17 protein-coding genes and 1 other annotated feature are annotated in these 18,539 nt (G+C 51.9%); of the genes, 15 read left to right on the top strand and 2 right to left on the bottom strand.

Going from position 1 to position 18,539, the window contains the following annotated elements:
• The first annotated feature begins 43 nt into the window (after nucleotides 1-43).
• From ACSBQQ_RS07610 to umuC, 8 genes are all read left to right on the top strand, one after another.
• On the top strand, nucleotides 44-511 hold the full coding sequence (locus ACSBQQ_RS07610; RefSeq protein WP_060428211.1) for a hypothetical protein: 468 nt from the start codon (nucleotides 44-46) through the stop codon (nucleotides 509-511).
• Nucleotides 512-982 carry a DUF1833 family protein gene (locus ACSBQQ_RS07605; RefSeq protein ID WP_060428209.1) on the top strand — a complete coding sequence of 157 codons (471 nt, stop codon included), beginning with the start codon at nucleotides 512-514 and terminating at the stop codon, nucleotides 980-982.
• Complete coding sequence (locus ACSBQQ_RS07600; protein ID WP_228060249.1) at nucleotides 975-1,406, top strand: NlpC/P60 family protein; 432 nt, start codon at nucleotides 975-977, stop codon at nucleotides 1,404-1,406. The genes ACSBQQ_RS07605 and ACSBQQ_RS07600 overlap by 8 nt, the downstream gene beginning before the upstream one ends.
• Nucleotides 1,354-3,846 (top strand): host specificity factor TipJ family phage tail protein, encoded by a 2,493-nt coding sequence (locus ACSBQQ_RS07595; protein ID WP_060435792.1) that lies wholly within the window; start codon nucleotides 1,354-1,356, stop codon nucleotides 3,844-3,846. Before ACSBQQ_RS07600 ends, ACSBQQ_RS07595 begins: the two co-directional genes overlap by 53 nt.
• A complete protein-coding gene (locus ACSBQQ_RS07590; RefSeq protein ID WP_060437371.1) occupies nucleotides 3,847-6,153 on the top strand; it encodes a hypothetical protein in 2,307 nt (768 codons plus the stop codon).
• Nucleotides 6,154-7,059 carry a hypothetical protein gene (locus ACSBQQ_RS07585; RefSeq protein WP_060437140.1) on the top strand — a complete coding sequence of 302 codons (906 nt, stop codon included), beginning with the start codon at nucleotides 6,154-6,156 and terminating at the stop codon, nucleotides 7,057-7,059.
• 145 nt (nucleotides 7,060-7,204) lie between these two features.
• On the top strand, nucleotides 7,205-7,627 hold the full coding sequence (umuD, locus tag ACSBQQ_RS07580; RefSeq protein WP_033637997.1) for a translesion error-prone DNA polymerase V autoproteolytic subunit: 423 nt from the start codon (nucleotides 7,205-7,207) through the stop codon (nucleotides 7,625-7,627).
• A complete protein-coding gene (gene umuC / locus ACSBQQ_RS07575; RefSeq protein ID WP_060428202.1) occupies nucleotides 7,627-8,895 on the top strand; it encodes a translesion error-prone DNA polymerase V subunit UmuC in 1,269 nt (422 codons plus the stop codon). The genes umuD and umuC overlap by 1 nt, the downstream gene beginning before the upstream one ends.
• A 333-nt stretch (nucleotides 8,896-9,228) precedes the next feature.
• On the opposite strand, the gene ACSBQQ_RS07570 is transcribed toward umuC, so the two are convergent.
• Both ACSBQQ_RS07570 and ACSBQQ_RS07565 read right to left on the bottom strand, forming a co-directional pair.
• Entirely contained in the window at nucleotides 9,229-10,332 is a 1,104-nt protein-coding gene (locus ACSBQQ_RS07570; RefSeq protein WP_154632414.1) for a hypothetical protein, read from the bottom strand.
• 255 nt (nucleotides 10,333-10,587) lie between these two features.
• Complete coding sequence (locus ACSBQQ_RS07565) at nucleotides 10,588-11,295, bottom strand: SOS response-associated peptidase family protein (RefSeq protein ID WP_060428200.1); 708 nt, start codon at nucleotides 11,293-11,295, stop codon at nucleotides 10,588-10,590.
• A 267-nt stretch (nucleotides 11,296-11,562) separates the two neighbouring features.
• Between ACSBQQ_RS07565 and thrS the strand changes: the two genes are divergently transcribed.
• The 7 genes from thrS (at nucleotide 11,563) to pheT (ending at nucleotide 18,539) form a co-directional block, all read left to right on the top strand.
• A complete protein-coding gene (thrS, locus tag ACSBQQ_RS07560; RefSeq protein WP_025159696.1) occupies nucleotides 11,563-13,491 on the top strand; it encodes a threonine--tRNA ligase in 1,929 nt (642 codons plus the stop codon).
• 3 nt (nucleotides 13,492-13,494) lie between these two features.
• Nucleotides 13,495-14,046 (top strand): translation initiation factor IF-3, encoded by a 552-nt coding sequence (gene infC, locus ACSBQQ_RS07555; protein ID WP_048233542.1) that lies wholly within the window; start codon nucleotides 13,495-13,497, stop codon nucleotides 14,044-14,046.
• Between the two features lie 98 nt (nucleotides 14,047-14,144).
• On the top strand, nucleotides 14,145-14,342 hold the full coding sequence (rpmI, locus tag ACSBQQ_RS07550; RefSeq protein ID WP_004931418.1) for a 50S ribosomal protein L35: 198 nt from the start codon (nucleotides 14,145-14,147) through the stop codon (nucleotides 14,340-14,342).
• A gap of 43 nt (nucleotides 14,343-14,385) precedes the next feature.
• On the top strand, nucleotides 14,386-14,742 hold the full coding sequence (gene rplT, locus ACSBQQ_RS07545; RefSeq protein ID WP_004931417.1) for a 50S ribosomal protein L20: 357 nt from the start codon (nucleotides 14,386-14,388) through the stop codon (nucleotides 14,740-14,742).
• A 116-nt stretch (nucleotides 14,743-14,858) separates the two neighbouring features.
• Nucleotides 14,859-14,981, top strand: a sequence feature (Phe leader region).
• Nucleotides 14,863-14,907 (top strand): pheST operon leader peptide PheM, encoded by a 45-nt coding sequence (gene pheM, locus ACSBQQ_RS07540; protein ID WP_121626058.1) that lies wholly within the window; start codon nucleotides 14,863-14,865, stop codon nucleotides 14,905-14,907. (Overlaps the previous feature by 45 nt.)
• 172 nt (nucleotides 14,982-15,153) lie before the next feature.
• Entirely contained in the window at nucleotides 15,154-16,137 is a 984-nt protein-coding gene (pheS, locus tag ACSBQQ_RS07535; RefSeq protein WP_004931416.1) for a phenylalanine--tRNA ligase subunit alpha, read from the top strand.
• A 14-nt stretch (nucleotides 16,138-16,151) separates the two neighbouring features.
• Nucleotides 16,152-18,539: a phenylalanine--tRNA ligase subunit beta gene (pheT, locus tag ACSBQQ_RS07530; protein ID WP_060418479.1), complete on the top strand. Its 2,388-nt coding sequence runs from the start codon at nucleotides 16,152-16,154 to the stop codon at nucleotides 18,537-18,539.

Genomic DNA, 18,539 nt, shown 5'->3' with positions numbered 1-18,539 from the left:
CCATAACCCGCTCCGGCGGGTTTTTTATTACCGGGAGAAAACCGTGGCAATACCTTATCCCGACTGGCTATCACTTCCCCAGAAGGCCAACAAGAGCCGCACGATTGATGCCGGATTTCGCACCGATCAGCCGGCAGTGGGCGCGCCTATCTTCCAGCGCCTGACAGATGATCTCAAAACTACCTGGTCGCTGACGTGGATTTTCACGCTACAAGAGGATCGGGCATTCGAACAGTGGTATCGCAGCCCTCGTTACCTGGATAACGGCAATCAGTGGTTCACGATGCTTTGCAATCTGGGGGGCTCTGGCCTGCAACTGCAGGAACTGCATTTTGTGGCACCGCCGGTGCAAACGAGCATCAACGGCAACACGACGACGTGGACGGCGAGCGTAATCACCCGGAAGCTCTACAACCCGGATGACGAGTTCTCAGACGTCATTGTTGAGCTGCCGCCATATCAGTGGGGGATCATTGATGAAGTGGTTAACCGCGACATGCCGGAGTATTGAATGCCTACATTACGAGAGTTTCAGTCACAACGGCCCAACAGGATCATCTACGACACGATGACGTTTAGCCATCCGTCATTTGGCGTTCTCCGGCTGGTGGCAAACCAGATATACCCGAAGACATTCGCCGGCCAGGTGTTTTCAGCGTGTCGAATGGAGGTCGCAGAGAGCCAGCAGAGCAGTACGCCGGTGATCAACTCAACGGTGAAATTCGGGCGCCTGGCACAGGACTTTAAGCAGCAGTTGAAGTCGTGGCGCGCGCACTCACGCATAACGCCGATCTCTGCCACGTATCAGCGTTTCGATGCGGCGGACATGAACACGCCGCTGAAGTCTTGGACGCTGTATGTGAAAGATGCCTCTCTCGATGAGGCTGACGTAACGTGCTCGCTCACGCTGCAGAACCCGCTCAACAACAACATCGGCTTTCTCTACAACACCGTGGAATTCCCAGGACTCGCCAATGCATAAACCTGACTTCATTCACGCCATGGAGGGTAAGCCGTGGCGCGATCGGGCGTGCTCGTTCGACACGGCTGATTGCTGGGGGCTGGTGGTGCTGTATTACCGGCATGTGCTCGGCATAGAGATACACCAAACGCCGGACTACGAAGCCGGTAGCGACTTCCTGACGTGTTTTTCCGGTGATGTTGTGTTCTGGCATCAGGCCGAGAAAGCGGCCGACGGTAGCATTTTTATCGCCTATTACGGCGGTCAGCCAGCTCACGTCGGTTTGGTCATTGATGGACAAGCATTCCATAGCCGTGGCGAAGCGGGGCATGTGCGCTTTGACAAGCTACGCACGCTGGAGCGAGTTTTCACCAAATTGGAGTTTTACGACTATGCCGTTGATCGAAGTTCAGCGCGTGCCGGGGTTGCCCAAAGAACGTCATAACCTTCCCGCCGGCAGCATGTTCTATCCCTGGCTAAAATCGGCCAACCTTCACTGCGATGTTGAAATTCTGTGTAACGGCGTAAAGCTACAGCCCGATGATGAGCTGAATTTCCCGCTCAACGATGGCGACGTGATCAGCGTGTTCGACCAACCGAAAAGCGGCACCATCGGTAAAGTTCTAAGTCCGATTTTTGCCCCGATAAAGTTCGTTCAAAAAATCCTGACGTCATTGCTCGGCCAGCCAAGCGTGGGCGTGGCGACAAGCAGCAACGCAAAGACATCCCCGAACAACAGCCTGAAGGGGCAAACCAACATTGCGCGAAACGGCGAGGCAAAGCCTGACAACTACGGCCAGGTGCGCGCGTACCCTGACCTGATTCAGGAGTCGCTGTTCGAGTACGACAACAACATCAAGAAAGTCACAGAGTGGATGAACTTCGGGCTGGGCAGGTATGACGTCACGTCAGTAAGGTACTCAGAATCGAACCTCGGCGCGCTGGCTGGCGCCTCATACCGCATCTACCAGCCAGGCGATAACATCCCGCTGATCAACGAGGGGTTCGCTTTTGACGACATCGACGGCCAGGAACTGCCGGGGCCGAACGAGAGCGGAGATTTCCCAGCAGAAACGGCGACGACAACTACCGATATGGTGTCTGGGGAGTTCATCGCTGGACAGGCAAAGGTGAAAATCAAGCAGAACAGCGATTTCGATTACTTCTATGACCTGTCTAAGCCTCATTCCGTGTCTTTCGTGGTCAATGTCACATACAACACAGTATCAGGCCCAGTAACACGCGATATCACGGTATTTGCCGATCTCTTCAGTGCTACGACAACCGACGATGGCGCCCCAGTTAATCCGCAGTATTTCTACGAATTTACCTTCATAAACCTGGGGGGTAATGATATTGGGCAGATCCCCGATGATGCGGTGATCAACACGTCGATATTCACGCTTAACGACAATGAACCGTTGGTAATTGGCCCGTCATTCTCTCCGGTTGATGGGACTCAGCTTTGGGTTCATCTTCAGGCGCAATTGGGACATGGGGATTACGCCAGAACCAGCGTCACATTCTGGAAGGTTGATGATGATAACAACCAGATCCCCGGCACGCTGGAAAGCTACAACATCGGCCTTAACAACGATGACGAGAACGCGGATACAAAATATGACACGTTCAAGTTTACCCCTGTGTCAGGCAATGGCCGCTATGCGGTAACGTTCATCCGCACCAACAACAGTAATGATCACTCGATCCTGAAGGTAGAGGCCGTTCACATCGTCAGGACGCGCACTAATGTTGTTTACCCGAATGACACGCTCGTAACCGTCACTGTTACAGCTACAGAGCGAGCAACCAGTGCGAGAGAGCGAAAATATAACGCGCTAATAACCCGCCACGTCATCAGCTACAACTTGGCTACACAGACAGTAGATTACACAGAAAGGCCGTCACGCTCGTTTGCAGACGCGGTATTGCACACCTGGCTAAAGATGGGCGGTCAGCCAGAGTCGAGCATCGACATCTATGAACTCTACTCTATTGCGGCATCGCTATCAGATCAGCGCCTGGGCTATTTCGATTACACCTTCGATGATGAGGATATCTCTCTGGGCTCTCGCATTCAGACGATCTGTGATGCGGCGACGGTAACAGCATTTTGGGATGGCGGGGTGCTGTCTTTCACGCGCGATGAGCGTAAGCCAAACGCAACGACGGTATTCAACCGCGCCAACATGAAAGCGGAGGATTACAGCCTTTCCTACGACATGACTCTCCCCGGCGGTTTTGATGGGGTAGAGGTCAAGTATCGAAACCCGGTCACGAATAAACAGGCATTCATCCGCTACAGGATCGTCGGCAATTCGATAGAAGAGGGCGAACCGGTAAAGGCGAAGAAGTTTGACATGCTGTTTATTCGCAATTCTTTCCAGGCACGGGATCGAGCGTTGAAAGAAGTTCGCCGGCTGCTGTATTCACACCAAACGATGACTATCCGCGCGCTGGCCGATGGTGAATGGGTGAACGTCGGGCAGATGGTACAGGTTGCTGATATCTACGACGCGAACCAACAGGATGGCTATATTGTTGCGCGTAACGGCAACAACTTCGATACCAGCGAACGGATCGAGTGGTCTGGGGATATGTTTGTGGTCGTTACTGATGCAATCGGTGCGCCTACAGCGCGCGTCCAGGCATTTCCTCGCACAGATACCATATTTGGCTTCGCTGCAGCAGTACCAGCAATAACCCTCAACCTCTATGACGGCTACAACACACAGTCGCCGTCTCGTTACGTCATTGCCACACAGATGGAGATGGACGCAACGAAGTGGACGATTACTGAAAAGAAACCGAATGGCGACGGGACTACCTCGTTAACCATGTCTGAATACAACGATGAAATGTATAATTACGAGGTTACAGCGTAAATGACCACACCAACCAGCAAGCCCATTCGAAGTAACGATGTAATTGATTTAAAGTTTAACGCGGAAAAAATAGACGAGGTGGTTAATTCCAATGCTGAAAATTACTTTGATCGGTTTGGGGTGGAAAGATACACCTTAGAAGGCATCAGGAAAAATCTTTCTCCATTAGGTAAAACATACACTCAAGAGCAGGCAGTCGCTGCTATTGCATCTGGAGAAATACCGGATGGCGCGTTCTTCTTTATCTGGTCTGATGATGAGGGCGCTGTAGCTGAAAAATATCAAAACGTTGGCGGTGTAATTACACCAACGGGTGTGAAAATATCAAGTGAGAAATTCGTGCAAATGGTTTACCAACAGGCGTTGGCAAACCTGGCCGATATTTCGCAACTTAAAAACATCACATCGATGCTAAAAAACTACACGTCTACAGGGTGGCAATTTTCTTTGGAGTCGAAAAACGGCCCATCTGAAACGCTGCTTGGTGTAGACGATAATGGTGAATTGTGGCTCGCCGGTCTTGTTCGCGGGATACAGGAATATGTTGAACAGTTGATCCCGACATCATTAGCGAACAGATATAAAGGGCTTCAATGGGCGCTGGTGGATAAATCAGGAAAGCTCGGGCTTATCACCATTGACGATGATGGCGCTATGAACATTGTCGGGATGGACGATGCACTTCAGGATCGTGTTTCTTCCCTTTGTTCATCAACATTTTCCCGTCGCATTGTGGGATTTCAATATGTGGTTTTAGCAGATGATTTAAAGTCGGCACTGCTCGCTATTGATGATGATGGCGGTTTCTATATTCCAGGTATTGAAGGCCCGCTTCAGGATAATTTGGGTGAGTCCCTTGCAACGATAAAAACCGAGAACGGCGTGCCGGCGGCGGCATGGCGAGGAAATGTTGTGTGGTCAGAGAGGCCAGTGCTCACCGCTCAAAAACTGACATCTACCGGATTTATTTTCAGTTATGTGCCTGGTGGCGAAGCAACAGCCGGCAATGGGGTTAAGTACGAACCATCCATTCGAGAAATGCCGATCGATGCGAACGAGGTGCATGGCGGTGGTTCGGGTGGCCAATCACTGAACACGCCGAAGGATGGTGCTGGCATTAATATTGTCAATCGCGATCCTGCGTTTCGTGGTCGAGTACTCGTCGGCGCAAATGGAAGGCCGGAAGGCGGCGGTATGGATCCTGTAAGCGAGTCAGACCTGTCTACGCTTAACGATGCGCAGTATCCGGCTGCAGGATGGCGCCAGGGTAATGTGTTGCCGATGTATTATGCGATTCTCCATCAAAATCCTGGCAATCAGGTCTTTATTCATGCCCCATTTGCGGCAGGCGGCCGCTCTTTTGCTGAGATAAGCAAAGGGACCATCCCTTATCAAAACTCGCTGGAATTCGTGCAGCTTGGGAAAAATGCATCCGATGGAGTAGGGAAACGCTACACGTTCAAATTCATGACGTTTGAGCATGGAGAAACGGATAACGACAACGGCAGCTCGCAGAATCCTGGTGATTATCTCGCGAAAATGACGCCTTATTTCTCGGGCATGCAAGTTGACTTCAAAGCGATTACCGGCCAGACCGAGAATTTCGCAGAGGTAGTTGGGCAGGTCGGCAGTCGCATCAATACAAAAAATCAGCAGGTAGACGATCAAGGCAACCCAATCGGCGAGCCTGTGATTGTACAGCGGTACTCTGTCACCGCCACCGACCAGTTAACTTATGTGCGTCAGAACGCGGCAAAGGCCATCATGTACGGCCCCAAATACCCGCTTAACTGGCTCTATAACGATGCAACGCTGAGCCATCTGAATGCCGCCGGTAAAGTGCTGCAAGGCGAATATGCCGCACAGGCTATCTACTGGCATCTGTATGACCCAGTGAAAAAAGGAACCTGGACGGGGCTCAAAGCTCGCTCATTATCAGTGAATGGTAGCACTATCGACATCGTGTTCGATGTCCCATACCCGCCGCTGGTAATTGATACAACAACAATTGCTGATTGCCCTGGGCAAGGCTTCTCGTTGCAAGATGCCTCTGCTGAGGTTCAGTCGGTAGTAGTTATCGCACCAAACACTATCCGGCTTAATCTCAATCAGTCTCCAGCAGTTACAGATCACCTATTGATTGGATTCACCAACACTGTTCCAGCAACCCAAGACTTTATCTATCCACTGGTTTGCCTGCGTGATAGCTCAACTCAAACATCACGCTGGCTCACTAAGAATAACCAACCCTTTCCGCTATATAACTGGGCATGCCTCGATCGCCTACCACTGAATGGAGCATTTTAAATGACAGCAGCTATCAATACTGGCAAAGCCTATGCGGGTTTTCGTGCCGCTCTCGACTTGTCGGCATCAATCCTTGACCCACAGGCGCTCTTTAATGCCTACAAAGCGCGGGTAGTGGCAGACGGAGGCACTATCCCGGACGAGTCTGGTTGCTTGGCGCGGTTTTCATTTTTACTGAACAATGGAATGTATGACCGAGCGACGGTATGTGCTGCGCCGGCATTCGGACTAAAGGCGGATGGTTCAGGAAACGTCCAGACCATTTACAACCTGCTTGGTGTTGACGGTGATTTGATTGCAGGTTCCCAGGGCACTCCACCGTTGCCGATGACGTATGATGCTACCGCGCGCGCGGTTATCATTCAAATTACATCCGGCGGTGGCTGGTTCTTAAAGAGTCGCGCAAACCAGGTTATTCAAAAGGGGGGCGCGTACCTTATCGCTGGCCGCATGAGCGATCTGTACCGTGCGGACAATAACGGTATTCAGCTTGGGTACAATATCAATAACCTGCCGCTGGCATATCTGCGGACAATGATCACTAACAATAACGCCATAACCGAATCGTGGCGATATGGTACGCGTGACAGTGCCTGGCCAGCCGGCACTGGCGGAGCGGTAGGTGCTGCAACATCAATCTATGCTGACTATGTGCCATCAGCAGGACTTTTCAAAGTCGCGTCTGGTGTCATTGAAGGCTATGAGAAAGGAAAGCTGTCGGTAACTTCCTCTGTGGCAGCTACCGGTAAGCTTGCAGATCTGAGCAGTTTCACTGCCCCATTATTGGTTGGTGGGACGCAGGGAGCGGGCAGTGTAGGCGCATGCTATGGCGCTTTCAAAGATGTGATATTACTGCACACTGCCGATGAGTCTGATGCGGTATTGGCTTCTCGTCTCGGGATGTGATGCGCTGCCGGGAGGGAACCCGGCTATTCATAGAAACTATCTTTCTTTACCGATCAATATCCTACCTATCTAACAAAAATCCGAACTTTCCCCCGTCAAAATCTTGCGCATATACTGTGTAAAAACACAGTAACAAGGCAACATTATGACTTTCTTTTATCCAACACCAAACCCAACCAAGCTCAAAATCCCGCTGTTCGCCGACAAGGTGCCAGCGGGGTTTCCCAGCCCCGCAGCAGATTACGTCAGCTCGCGCATCGATCTGAACGAGTACTGTATCAGCCATCCCAATGCGACTTATTTTCTCTATGCGACAGGTGATTCCATGCTTGAAGCCGGCATCACTGAGGGCTCTATGCTTGTGGTTGATCGTAGCATCAGCCCCGCTCATGGCGATATTGTGATTGCCAGCATAGCCGGCGAGTTCACCGTGAAGCGCCTCTGTTTGCATCCTCGCGCGCAATTGGAGCCCATGAACCCGAAGTATGAGCCGATCCTGCTTCATGATGGCGGCGACGATCTGGAGGTGATGGGCGTTGTTGTGTCTTCGATAACGAGGCTCAAGTGATGTACGCGCTTGCTGATGTGAACAGCTTCTACGCGAGCTGTGAAACGTTATGGCGTCCAGACCTGCGAGGTCGTCCTGTCGTAGTTCTGTCGAATAACGACGGATGCGTTGTAGCCAGGAGCAAGGAAGCGAAGGCGTTAGGGCTAAAGATGGGAGAACCCTATTTCAAAATTAAGCGGGAATTTGAGCGAGCAGGGGGCATCGCGTTCAGCAGCAACTATGAGTTATACGCAGACATGTCTCAGCGTGTGATGGCTGTTTTAGAAGAGATGGCACCTCGCGTGGAAGTGTATTCAATTGACGAAAGTTTCCTTGATCTGACTGGCGTTCGTAACTGCATTGATCTGGATACTTTCGGTCGTCAGGTGAGGGCCAAGGTACTGCGCAACACAGGGCTAACTGTGGGTGTTGGCATTGCCCAAACCAAGACGTTAGCCAAGCTGGCAAACTTCGCGGCGAAGAAGTGGGACAAGACCGGTGGAGTAGTGGATCTATCCAATGAAGGGCGCCAGCGCAAATTGATGGGCCTCGTGCCTGTCGATGAGGTCTGGGGTATCGGACGCCGGATATCGAAAAAGCTCAACATGATGGGGATTGAAACGGCACTACAACTGGCCGATGCAAGCACTACGATGATCCGTAAGCATTTCAGCGTTGTGATAGAGCGAACCGTCCGCGAGCTACGTGGTCAGCCTTGTCTCGAGCTGGAGGAGTTTGCGCCGACAAAACAACAGATCATCTGCAGCCGCAGCTTCGGAGATCGGATAACCGAGTATGACCAGATGCATCAGGCTATTTGCATGTACGCGACGCGTGCAGCGGAGAAGCTGAGGGAGGAGCATCAGTATTGTCGGCATGTCAGCGCGTGGCTCAAAACCAGCCCATTTGCCATCAATGAGGAATACTACGGCAATACCGCAAGCATAAAACTGAGCGTACCCACACAGGATACTCGCGACATTATCGCCGCGGCTATGCGTTGTCTGGATGCGATTTGGCAACCCGGTCATCGGTATCAAAAAGGCGGCGTGATGCTGCAGGATTTTTACAGTCAGGGCGTGGCTCAGTTGGGGTTGTTCGATGAGTACAAACCACGGCATAACAGCGAGCAACTGATGGGGGTGCTTGATCGGATCAATAACTCTGGCAGGGCAAAGCTGTGGTTCGCTGGACAAGGGGCGCACCAGGCGTGGTCAATGAAGCGTGAGTTACTATCGCCAGCATACACTACACGGCTGGGTGATCTGCCTCGCGCTCGGGTTTATTAAATCAGCGAGGGTGTGACTGACTAACCTGTATTAGCTCAGATTTTAATTTAGAGTTACTGCGGATAGCACAGAAAACTATCGGACAGTAGTATTTGATAGTCAAGTGGGATTTAATCTAATCAATAAATCTATTTTCACATAATGCATTATCGAGAGGGAGTGCCTTACAAGCAGCCTTGATAAATTTCTCTATTTAGGCCGGATTAGATGCCTCACTTTCCGGCCTGACTATTACTATTACTATTACTATTACTATTACTATTACTATTAAATTATATTCCAAATTTCTATTATAAAAAACCAGTAAATCTTCATGTGTGGATAAGTTTGAATTTATTCATTTCTGTCGAGTTCTTCTTTATCAAAGGAGTTGATTATTAACATTGGCGGGTGAGAAGGTGGCATCATAACGGCAATGTCATCATCGATTACTGGAGGTGGCATGCTATTGCTACTATTCATGGAATCAAGCACTATATTAGTATAATAGAACCACGGCTTATTTTCTATGGAGTAATTAGTGAGGTTAAGAATCTCATTGATCTCATGCCTTAAGACTAACTCAGCGGTGTTATATAAGAAAGAAGATGATATTTTACTAAACCTATTTCTTTTTTTTATGTCTTGTCTTATAAGGTTGTACGTATAAACCCCACCGACTGCTAATTCCATCATTCTTTGTATAAAATTAGACCAATGGTCGTTTGCAACATTTTCACTTGTATCAAAATGTCTACCATTAGTCCCGGATATTATTTTTTCTAGTGTTGCTGAGAAACTTTCCTCGCAGGTTAACCCCTGACTGGGTTGGTTCTTTGAACCCTCACATGCTGAGCTATTCCAAGGGGAGTTGTCAATAAATTTCGCATTAATAAATTGTTGGCACAATTCACCTGGTTGATTGGTAGATATTGTGTCATCGTATATTACAATGTATTTTGAATGCTCTAGGTCTGTATCTTTTTTTAAATTGAAATTCCATTGGCAACCTGGGCCATTAAAATGTAATTTACGGGTTTTGAAGGTGAATGTAGGCCATTCCTTATATAGGTGGAATTGTGTTTTCTCATTTTCTGCCGCAAGAGAACCTGTCTTAGGTGAAGAGTGTCGTTTGGCCTGAAACAACATTGCATTGCCTACCGTATTCGGCTGGGATGCAGAATGATGAGTATTAATTATTAATAGATCTGCAATTTCTACAGATATTTTACTTTTGGTAGGTGTTACTTTTGGCGTTTGATGGGTATAAACCGCGTCGATTATATAGTACTTTTGAGAGTGATTTTTGTTTAAAAGTTCTTCCAGTGTCTTGTGGTTTTCAACAAATGAGCTTATAAAGCTTGGTTCATCAATGATTTTTCCAATGGATTTGGATTTCTCATATGCCATGCTGTGTATGAGTTTAATATATTCGTCAAAAACATCACGGAGTGTCATTATTATACACCTAAAGGTTTAATGTGATCTGAGCTAGTTTGATAACTCTAGCTTCCTGTTTCGAGTGGCTGATTAATTATAGAAACATTAGTTTGGATTGTGCAATCTGATAAATTACTACATTCGATCTCGAACCAAACAGATTGGTGATGTTGATCATAGCACTAATTCTCCCTTTACTAATGCAATTTTGCATTAACAAGGAAAGATGAATTCAGCAAGACCCGTTAGTTTAAGTACTATGTCGTAGTTGTGTCAGGACATGCTTATGCTAATACACTTAACCAGCTCGGAGCTATCATTGTTGATATTGCCGACTGATTTTCCTACAGGATGCCAGGCGAAATCATCGGGAGGAGTTGACGCTTCGTTTGCGAGCTCTTCCGCTCTCGCGGATGTAGTGTCCGGACTTATCCACTCCCGTGCAGCTGCTGGCGGCAGAACGACAGGCCGCCGGTCATGAATATCAAGCAGACCCGAATCGCTGGCGCTGGTCACAATGACAAAACCGTCATCATCAGGAGGATCTTTAGCATCGGGGTGATAGCGGCTTATTGCGGCGAAAAATATAGGTGCTTTCGATTCGTGATAGATGAAATAGGGCTGCTTTACTTTGGCGTCGTGCTGGTCTTTCTTCCACTCGTACCAGCCATCTGCCATCACTAGCGCGCGACCGTGGTTCCATAGCGGCTTGAACATTCTGCTGGTGGCGGCTGTTTCAACGCGAGCATTGATAACCGGCTGACGCTTCATTTCACGCCACCAATCAGGGCCATACCCCCACTCAACAGGATCAAGGTGTAGCTTGTCGTCACGCTGAATCAATATCAGAACGCGAGTGCCTGGCGCCACGTTGTAACGTGCAATGGGCACGTTATCCAATGCGCCGACAAATTCTAGATCGGATGCCAGAACATCTAGATAATCTGCACGAGTTTGAATTTGAGCAAAACGGCCACACATACTGATATCCCTTTAGAGGACGATAGTGGAAGTATAGACGAGGGGAGTGTTTGTAAATCCTCTTGTAGATGATGGCCTTTCTCTAGTGATAGACTACTCATCCCGTTATGGCGTAACAACATAGTACATTTCAAATTGTGTACATATGAGTGTACATATCTGGCAGGGTAAAGCTGGATAGCGTCGATAACATCATGTAGTTAAACAATATTGTATTTCTTCATGTGATCTGTCGTGTGGGTCACCACTGTAGATAAGGAATTATTAATGCCTGTTATTACCCTTCCTGACGGTAGTCAGCGTCATTTCGATCACCCCGTTTCCCCGATGGATGTCGCGCGCGATATCGGCCCTGGCCTGGCGAAAGCCTGTATCGCCGGCCGCGTCAACGGCGAGCTGGTCGACGCCGGCGATCTGATCGAATCGGATGCGCAGCTGGCCATCATCACCATCAAAGATGAGGACGGCCTGGAAATCATGCGCCACTCCTGTGCTCACCTGCTGGGTCATGCGATCAAGCAGCTGTGGCCGGATACCAAAATGGCGATCGGTCCGGTGATCGACAACGGTTTCTATTATGACGTGGATATCGACCGCACCCTGACGCAGGAAGACCTGGATCTGCTGGAAAAGCGGATGCACGAGTTGGCCGATAAGGATTACGACGTCATCAAGAAGAAGGTCAGCTGGCAAGAAGCCCGCGACACCTTCGCTGAGCGCGGCGAAATCTACAAAGTGGCGATCCTGGATGAGAACATCAGCCATGACGATCGTCCTGGCCTGTACCACCACGAAGAATACGTCGACATGTGCCGTGGCCCGCACGTGCCGAACATGCGTTTCTGCCACCATTTCAAGCTGCAGAAAACCTCCGGCGCTTACTGGCGCGGCGACAGCAAAAACAAAATGCTGCAGCGTATCTACGGCACCGCCTGGGCAGACAAGAAGCAGTTGAACGCCTACCTGCAACGCCTGGAAGAAGCGGCCAAGCGCGATCACCGCAAGATCGGCAAACAGCTCGACCTGTATCACATGCAGGAAGAAGCGCCGGGCATGGTGTTCTGGCACAACGACGGTTGGACCATCTTCCGCGAGCTGGAAGCCTTCGTGCGCATGAAGCTCAAAGAGTACCAGTACCAGGAAGTGAAAGGTCCGTTCATGATGGACCGCGTGCTGTGGGAAAAAACCGGCCACTGGGAAAACTACAAAGACGCCATGTTCACCACCGCGTCGGAAAACCGCGAATATTGCATCAAGCCGATGAACTGCCCGGGCCACGTGCAGATCTTCAACCAGGGCCTGAAGTCCTACCGCGATTTGCCGCTGCGCATGGGCGAGTTCGGCAGCTGCCACCGCAATGAGCCATCGGGTTCCCTGCACGGCCTGATGCGCGTGCGCGGCTTCACGCAGGATGACGCCCACATCTTCTGTACCGAAGAGCAGGTGCGCGCCGAAGTGAACGAATGCATCCGCATGGTGTATGACGTGTACGGCACTTTCGGCTTCGACAAGATCGCCGTCAAGCTGTCCACTCGCCCGGAAAAACGCATCGGCACCGACGACATGTGGACCCGTGCGGAAGAAGACCTGGCCGCCGCGCTGACCGAGAACGGCATTCCGTTTGAATATCAGCCGGGTGAGGGCGCCTTCTACGGACCGAAAATTGAATTTACCCTGCATGATTGTTTGGATCGCGCATGGCAATGTGGTACCGTGCAGCTCGATTTCTTCTTGCCGGGCCGTTTGGGCGCTTCGTATGTTGGCGAAAACAACGATCGCGTCGTGCCGGTAATGATTCACCGCGCCATTTTGGGCTCCATGGAACGTTTCATCGGTATCCTGACCGAAGAATACGCCGGGTTCTACCCGACCTGGATCGCTCCGGTGCAGGTGGTGGTGATGAATATCACCGACAGCCAGTCTGATTACGTCCAGCAATTGACCAAAAAACTGCAGGATGCAGGCATTCGCGTGAAAGCGGACTTGAGAAATGAGAAGATTGGCTTTAAAATTCGCGAACATACTTTACGTCGAGTCCCTTACATGTTGGTGTGCGGCGACAAAGAGGTCGAAGCAGGCAAAGTTGCCGTTCGTACCCGCCGTGGCAAAGACCTGGGAAGCCTGGACGTAAACGAAGTCGTAGACAAGCTGCTGAAAGAGATTCGCAGCCGTAGTCTTCATCAACTGGAGGAATAAAGTATTAAAGGCGGAAAACGAGTTCAACCGGCGCGTCCTAATCGCATTAACAGAGAAATTCGCGCGCAAGAAGTTCGCCTAACCGGCGTCGATGGCGAGCAGATTGGTATTGTCAGTCTGAATGAAGCTCTTGAAAAAGCTGAGGAAGCGGGCGTTGATTTAGTAGAAATCAGCCCAAATGCCGAACCGCCAGTTTGCCGAATCATGGATTACGGCAAATTCCTCTACGAGAAGAGCAAGTCGACGAAAGAACAGAAGAAGAAGCAAAAAGTTATTCAGGTCAAGGAAATCAAATTCCGTCCTGGCACCGATGATGGCGACTATCAGGTCAAACTACGCAACCTGATTCGCTTTCTGGAAGATGGCGATAAAGCCAAAATCACCCTGCGTTTCCGCGGGCGTGAGATGGCGCACCAGCAGATCGGTATGGAAGTGCTTAACCGCGTCCGTAAAGACCTGTGTGAAGATATGGATCTGGCAGTGGTCGAATCCTTCCCTACGAAGATCGAAGGCCGCCAGATGATTATGGTGCTCGCTCCTAAGAAGAAACAGTAAGGCTTACAAGTAATGGAACCCGCGCGGCGCTTGCGCTGTGTGGGTTTTATTCGCCCAACTGATTCGTTGTTTAACAATGCGAAGTGGATTTAATTAAAATGCCAAAGATTAAAACTGTACGTGGTGCAGCCAAGCGCTTCAAAAAAACCGGCAGCGGTGGTTTTAAGCGTAAACATGCCAACCTGCGTCATATTCTGACCAAAAAAGCAACCAAGCGTAAACGTCACCTGCGTCCGAAAGGCATGGTGTCTAAAAACGATCTGGTCCTGGTTACCGCGTGCCTGCCGTACGCATAAGCCATTTTTTTTGAATTTAGAATAAGACTTTAGGAGAGAGCATATGGCTCGCGTAAAACGTGGTGTAATTGCACGCGCACGTCACAAGAAAATTATGAAGCAGGCGAAAGGCTACTACGGTGCCCGTTCGCGCGTATATCGTGTTGCCTTCCAGGCAGTAATCAAAGCAGGCCAGTATGCTTACCGTGACCGTCGTCAACGTAAGCGTCAGTTCCGTCAGCTGTGGATTGCACGTATCAACGCAGCTGCTCGTCAGAACGGTCTGTCTTACAGCAAGTTCATCAACGGCTTGAAAAAAGCGTCGATCGAAATTGACCGTAAGATCCTGGCTGACATCGCAGTCTTCGACAAAGTGGCCTTCGGCGCACTGGTTGAGAAAGCGAAAGCAGCTCTGGCGTAAGTCAGTAGTAGAAGAGGGAGCTTGCTCCCTCTTTTAATCTTTGTTTTCAGCGACAAATATTGACTTTCATTGTCCGCAGCTATATCACTGGTGGGCAATCATCGACAAGGTACCGCAATCATGCACGCAGCTATTTTTCGTTTCTTTTTTTACTTTAGCGCCTGATTTCAGGAGGCTTTGCGCGTAAGAAAAGAAACGAAAAGTAGCGCCTAAGCCTCCCTCGTGGAGGCTTTTTTGTTTTTGGCCATCGTCCCGCCTTGCAACGCGTTGCGGTGAGTATGGCTGGCGTTCAGCTCAGGTGAGCCGCCCGGCCGGCAACGCATTGAAAAGTCTTTGAAGATTGCTCAAAGGCGTGTTCGAATATAGATAACAATTACTTAGGGCCATCCCGGCCAGAGGAAGAGGAAAGCAATGCCACATCTCGCAGAGCTGGTTGCCAATGCCAAGGCAGCCGTAGAAGATGCCCAGGATGTTGCCGCGTTAGATTTGGTGCGCGTCGAATATTTTGGCAAGAAAGGTCATTTCACCTTGCAGATGCAGTCTCTGCGCGACGTCCCGGCGGAAGATCGTCCGGCGGCCGGCGCGGTGATCAACCAGGCCAAGCAGGAGGTGCAAGACGCCCTGAACGCGCGTAAGAACGCGCTGGAAAGCGCTGCGCTGAACGCGCGCCTGGCGGCTGAAACCATCGACGTCTCCCTGCCGGGCCGTCGCATGGAAAACGGCGGTCTGCATCCGGTGACCCGCACCATCGACCGTATCGAAACCTTCTTCGGCGAGCTGGGCTTCTCCGTTGCCACCGGCCCGGAGATTGAAGACGATTACCACAACTTCGACGCGCTGAACATTCCAGGGCATCACCCGGCGCGCGCCGACCACGATACTTTCTGGTTCGACGCCACGCGCCTGCTGCGCACCCAGACTTCCGGCGTGCAGATCCGCACCATGAAGAACCAGCAGCCGCCGATCCGCATCATTGCGCCGGGCCGCGTTTATCGTAACGACTACGATCAGACGCACACCCCGATGTTCCATCAGATGGAAGGGCTGATCGTCGATAAAGACATCAGTTTCACCAATCTGAAGGGCACGCTGCACGATTTCCTGAACAACTTCTTTGAAGAAGACCTGCAGGTTCGTTTCCGTCCGTCCTACTTCCCGTTCACCGAGCCGTCCGCTGAAGTGGACGTGATGGGCAAGAACGGCAAATGGCTGGAAGTGCTGGGCTGCGGCATGGTGCATCCGAACGTGCTGCGCAACGTGGGCATCGATCCGGAAGTTTACTCCGGCTTCGCCTTCGGTATGGGCATGGAGCGCCTGACGATGCTGCGTTACGGCGTCACCGACCTGCGCGCATTCTTCGAAAACGATCTGCGTTTCCTCAAACAGTTTAAGTAAGGCGGGAATATCACATGAAATTCAGTGAACTCTGGTTGCGCGAGTGGGTAAACCCGGCCATCAGCAGCGAAGCATTATCCGATCAAATCACCATGGCCGGCCTGGAAGTGGACGGCGTGGATCCGGTTGCCGGCGCGTTTAACGGCGTCGTCGTGGGCGAGGTGGTCGAGTGCGGTCAACACCCGAACGCCGACAAACTGCGCGTCACCAAGGTTAACGTAGGCGGCGATCGCCTGCTCGACATCGTCTGCGGCGCGCCAAACTGCCGTACCGGCCTGAAAGTGGCGGTCGCCACCGTGGGCGCGGTGCTGCCGGGCGACTTCAAAATCAAGGCCGCCAAGCTGCGCGGCGAGCCTTCGGAAGGCATGCTGTGCTCGTTCTCCGAGCTGGGCATTTCCGACGATCATGACGGCATCATCGAGCTGCCTCTGGATGCGCCGATCGGCACCGACATCCGTGACTACCTGAAACTGAACGACAACACCATCGAGATCAGCGTCACGCCGAACCGCGCCGACTGCCTGGGCATCATCGGCGTCGCGCGCGACGTGGGCGTACTTAACCAGGTTGCGCTGACCGAGCCGGACATGAGCCCGGTGGCCGCCACCATCGACGCCACGCTGCCGATCCGCGTTGACGCGCCGCAGGCGTGCCCACGCTATCTGGGGCGCGTGGTGAAAGGTATCGACGTCAAGGCGCCAAGCCCGCTGTGGATGCGTGAAAAACTGCGTCGTTGCGGCATCCGTTCTATCGATGCCGTGGTAGACGTCACCAACTATGTGCTGCTGGAGCTTGGCCAGCCGATGCACGCTTTCGATCTGAGCCGCATCGACGGCGGCATCGTGGTGCGCATGGCGGAAGAAGGGGAAACCCTGACGCTGCTGGACGGCAACGAAGCCAAACTGAGCGCCGACACCTTAGTGATCGCCGATCATCAAAAAGCGTTGGCGATGGGCGGCATCTTCGGCGGCGAGCATTCCGGCGTCAACGGGGAAACTCAGGACGTGCTGCTGGAGTGCGCCTTCTTCAGCCCGCTGTCGATCACCGGCCGCGCACGCCGTCACGGCCTGCACACCGATGCGTCTCACCGCTATGAGCGCGGCGTCGATCCGGCGTTGCAGTACAAAGCGATGGAGCGCGCCACGCGCCTGCTGCTCGACATCTGCGGCGGCCAGGCCGGCCCGGTTATCGACGTAACCCACGAAAACGAACTGCCGAAGCGCGCCACCATCACGCTGCGCCGCGAGAAGCTGGATCGTCTGATCGGCCATGTGGTGCCGAGCGAGCAGGTCAGCGACATTCTGCGCCGCCTGGGCTGCCAGGTGACCGAGCAGGGCGACAGCTGGCAAGCGGTCGCGCCGAGCTGGCGTTTCGATATGGAAATCGAAGAGGATCTGGTGGAAGAAGTGGCGCGCGTTTACGGCTACGACAACATCCCGGATGTGCCGGTGCGCGCCGATCTGGTGATGACCCAGCATCGCGAAGCCGATCTGACGCTCAAGCGCGTGAAGACCATGCTGGTCGATCACGGCTACCAGGAAGCGATCACCTACAGCTTCGTCGATCCGAAAGTGCAGGCGCTGCTGCACCCGAATGAAGACGCGCTGATCCTGCCGAGCCCGATTTCGGTCGAAATGTCGGCGATGCGCCTGTCGCTGTGGACCGGTTTGCTGTCCGCGGTGGTGTATAACCAGAACCGTCAGCAGACGCGTCTGCGCCTGTTCGAAAGCGGTCTGCGCTTTGTGCCTGATAGTGCGGCAGATCTGGGTATTCGTCAGGACGTCATGCTGGCAGGCGTGATCGCCGGCCATACGCACGATGAGCATTGGGATCTGGCGCGCAAGCCCGTCGACTTCTATGATTTAAAAGGGGATCTGGAGTCTGTCCTCGAACTGACCGGTAAATTATCCGAAATTCAGTTCCGGGCGGAAGCCAATCCGGCCCTGCATCCAGGGCAGAGTGCGGCGATTTATTTGCACGGCGAACGCGTAGGTTTCATCGGTGTGATTCACCCGGAACTTGAACGTAAACTGGATCTTAACGGCCGCACCGTGGTGTTTGAACTGGAGTGGAACAAGCTTGCGAGCCGCGCCGTGCCTCAGGCGCGGGAGATTTCGCGCTTCCCGGCAAACCGCCGTGATATCGCCGTTGTGGTGGCTGAAAACGTCCCCGCAGAAGATATTTTGGCCGAGTGTAAGAAAGTTGGCGCAAATCAGGTAGTTGGCGTAAACTTGTTTGACGTGTACCGTGGCAAGGGCGTGGCAGAAGGTGACAAGAGCCTGGCTATCAGTCTGGTATTGCAGGATACCGCTCGTACACTGGAAGAAGAGGAGATAGCCGCTACCGTTGCAAAATGCGTAGAGGCTCTAAAACAGCGATTCCAAGCATCCTTGAGGGATTGA

Source organism: Serratia sp. G204Y (assembly GCF_051172435.1).
Classification (GTDB): Bacteria; Pseudomonadota; Gammaproteobacteria; order Enterobacterales; family Enterobacteriaceae; genus Serratia; species Serratia sarumanii.
Note: the sequence above shows the minus strand (reverse complement) of the source record. Positions and strands in the feature narration are given on the sequence as shown.

Coding starts and splice junctions, on each gene's coding strand:
- ACSBQQ_RS07570 (WP_154632414.1), bottom strand. CDS start 10,332: ATGACACTCCGTGATGTTTTTGACGAATATATTAAACTCATACACAGC.
- umuC (WP_060428202.1), top strand. CDS start 7,627: ATGTACGCGCTTGCTGATGTGAACAGCTTCTACGCGAGCTGTGAAACG.
- ACSBQQ_RS07595 (WP_060435792.1), top strand. CDS start 1,354: ATGCCGTTGATCGAAGTTCAGCGCGTGCCGGGGTTGCCCAAAGAACGT.
- ACSBQQ_RS07565 (WP_060428200.1), bottom strand. CDS start 11,295: ATGTGTGGCCGTTTTGCTCAAATTCAAACTCGTGCAGATTATCTAGAT.
- umuD (WP_033637997.1), top strand. CDS start 7,205: ATGACTTTCTTTTATCCAACACCAAACCCAACCAAGCTCAAAATCCCG.
- rpmI (WP_004931418.1), top strand. CDS start 14,145: ATGCCAAAGATTAAAACTGTACGTGGTGCAGCCAAGCGCTTCAAAAAA.
- thrS (WP_025159696.1), top strand. CDS start 11,563: ATGCCTGTTATTACCCTTCCTGACGGTAGTCAGCGTCATTTCGATCAC.
- rplT (WP_004931417.1), top strand. CDS start 14,386: ATGGCTCGCGTAAAACGTGGTGTAATTGCACGCGCACGTCACAAGAAA.
- pheS (WP_004931416.1), top strand. CDS start 15,154: ATGCCACATCTCGCAGAGCTGGTTGCCAATGCCAAGGCAGCCGTAGAA.
- ACSBQQ_RS07585 (WP_060437140.1), top strand. CDS start 6,154: ATGACAGCAGCTATCAATACTGGCAAAGCCTATGCGGGTTTTCGTGCC.
- ACSBQQ_RS07600 (WP_228060249.1), top strand. CDS start 975: ATGCATAAACCTGACTTCATTCACGCCATGGAGGGTAAGCCGTGGCGC.
- pheT (WP_060418479.1), top strand. CDS start 16,152: ATGAAATTCAGTGAACTCTGGTTGCGCGAGTGGGTAAACCCGGCCATC.
- ACSBQQ_RS07590 (WP_060437371.1), top strand. CDS start 3,847: ATGACCACACCAACCAGCAAGCCCATTCGAAGTAACGATGTAATTGAT.
- ACSBQQ_RS07605 (WP_060428209.1), top strand. CDS start 512: ATGCCTACATTACGAGAGTTTCAGTCACAACGGCCCAACAGGATCATC.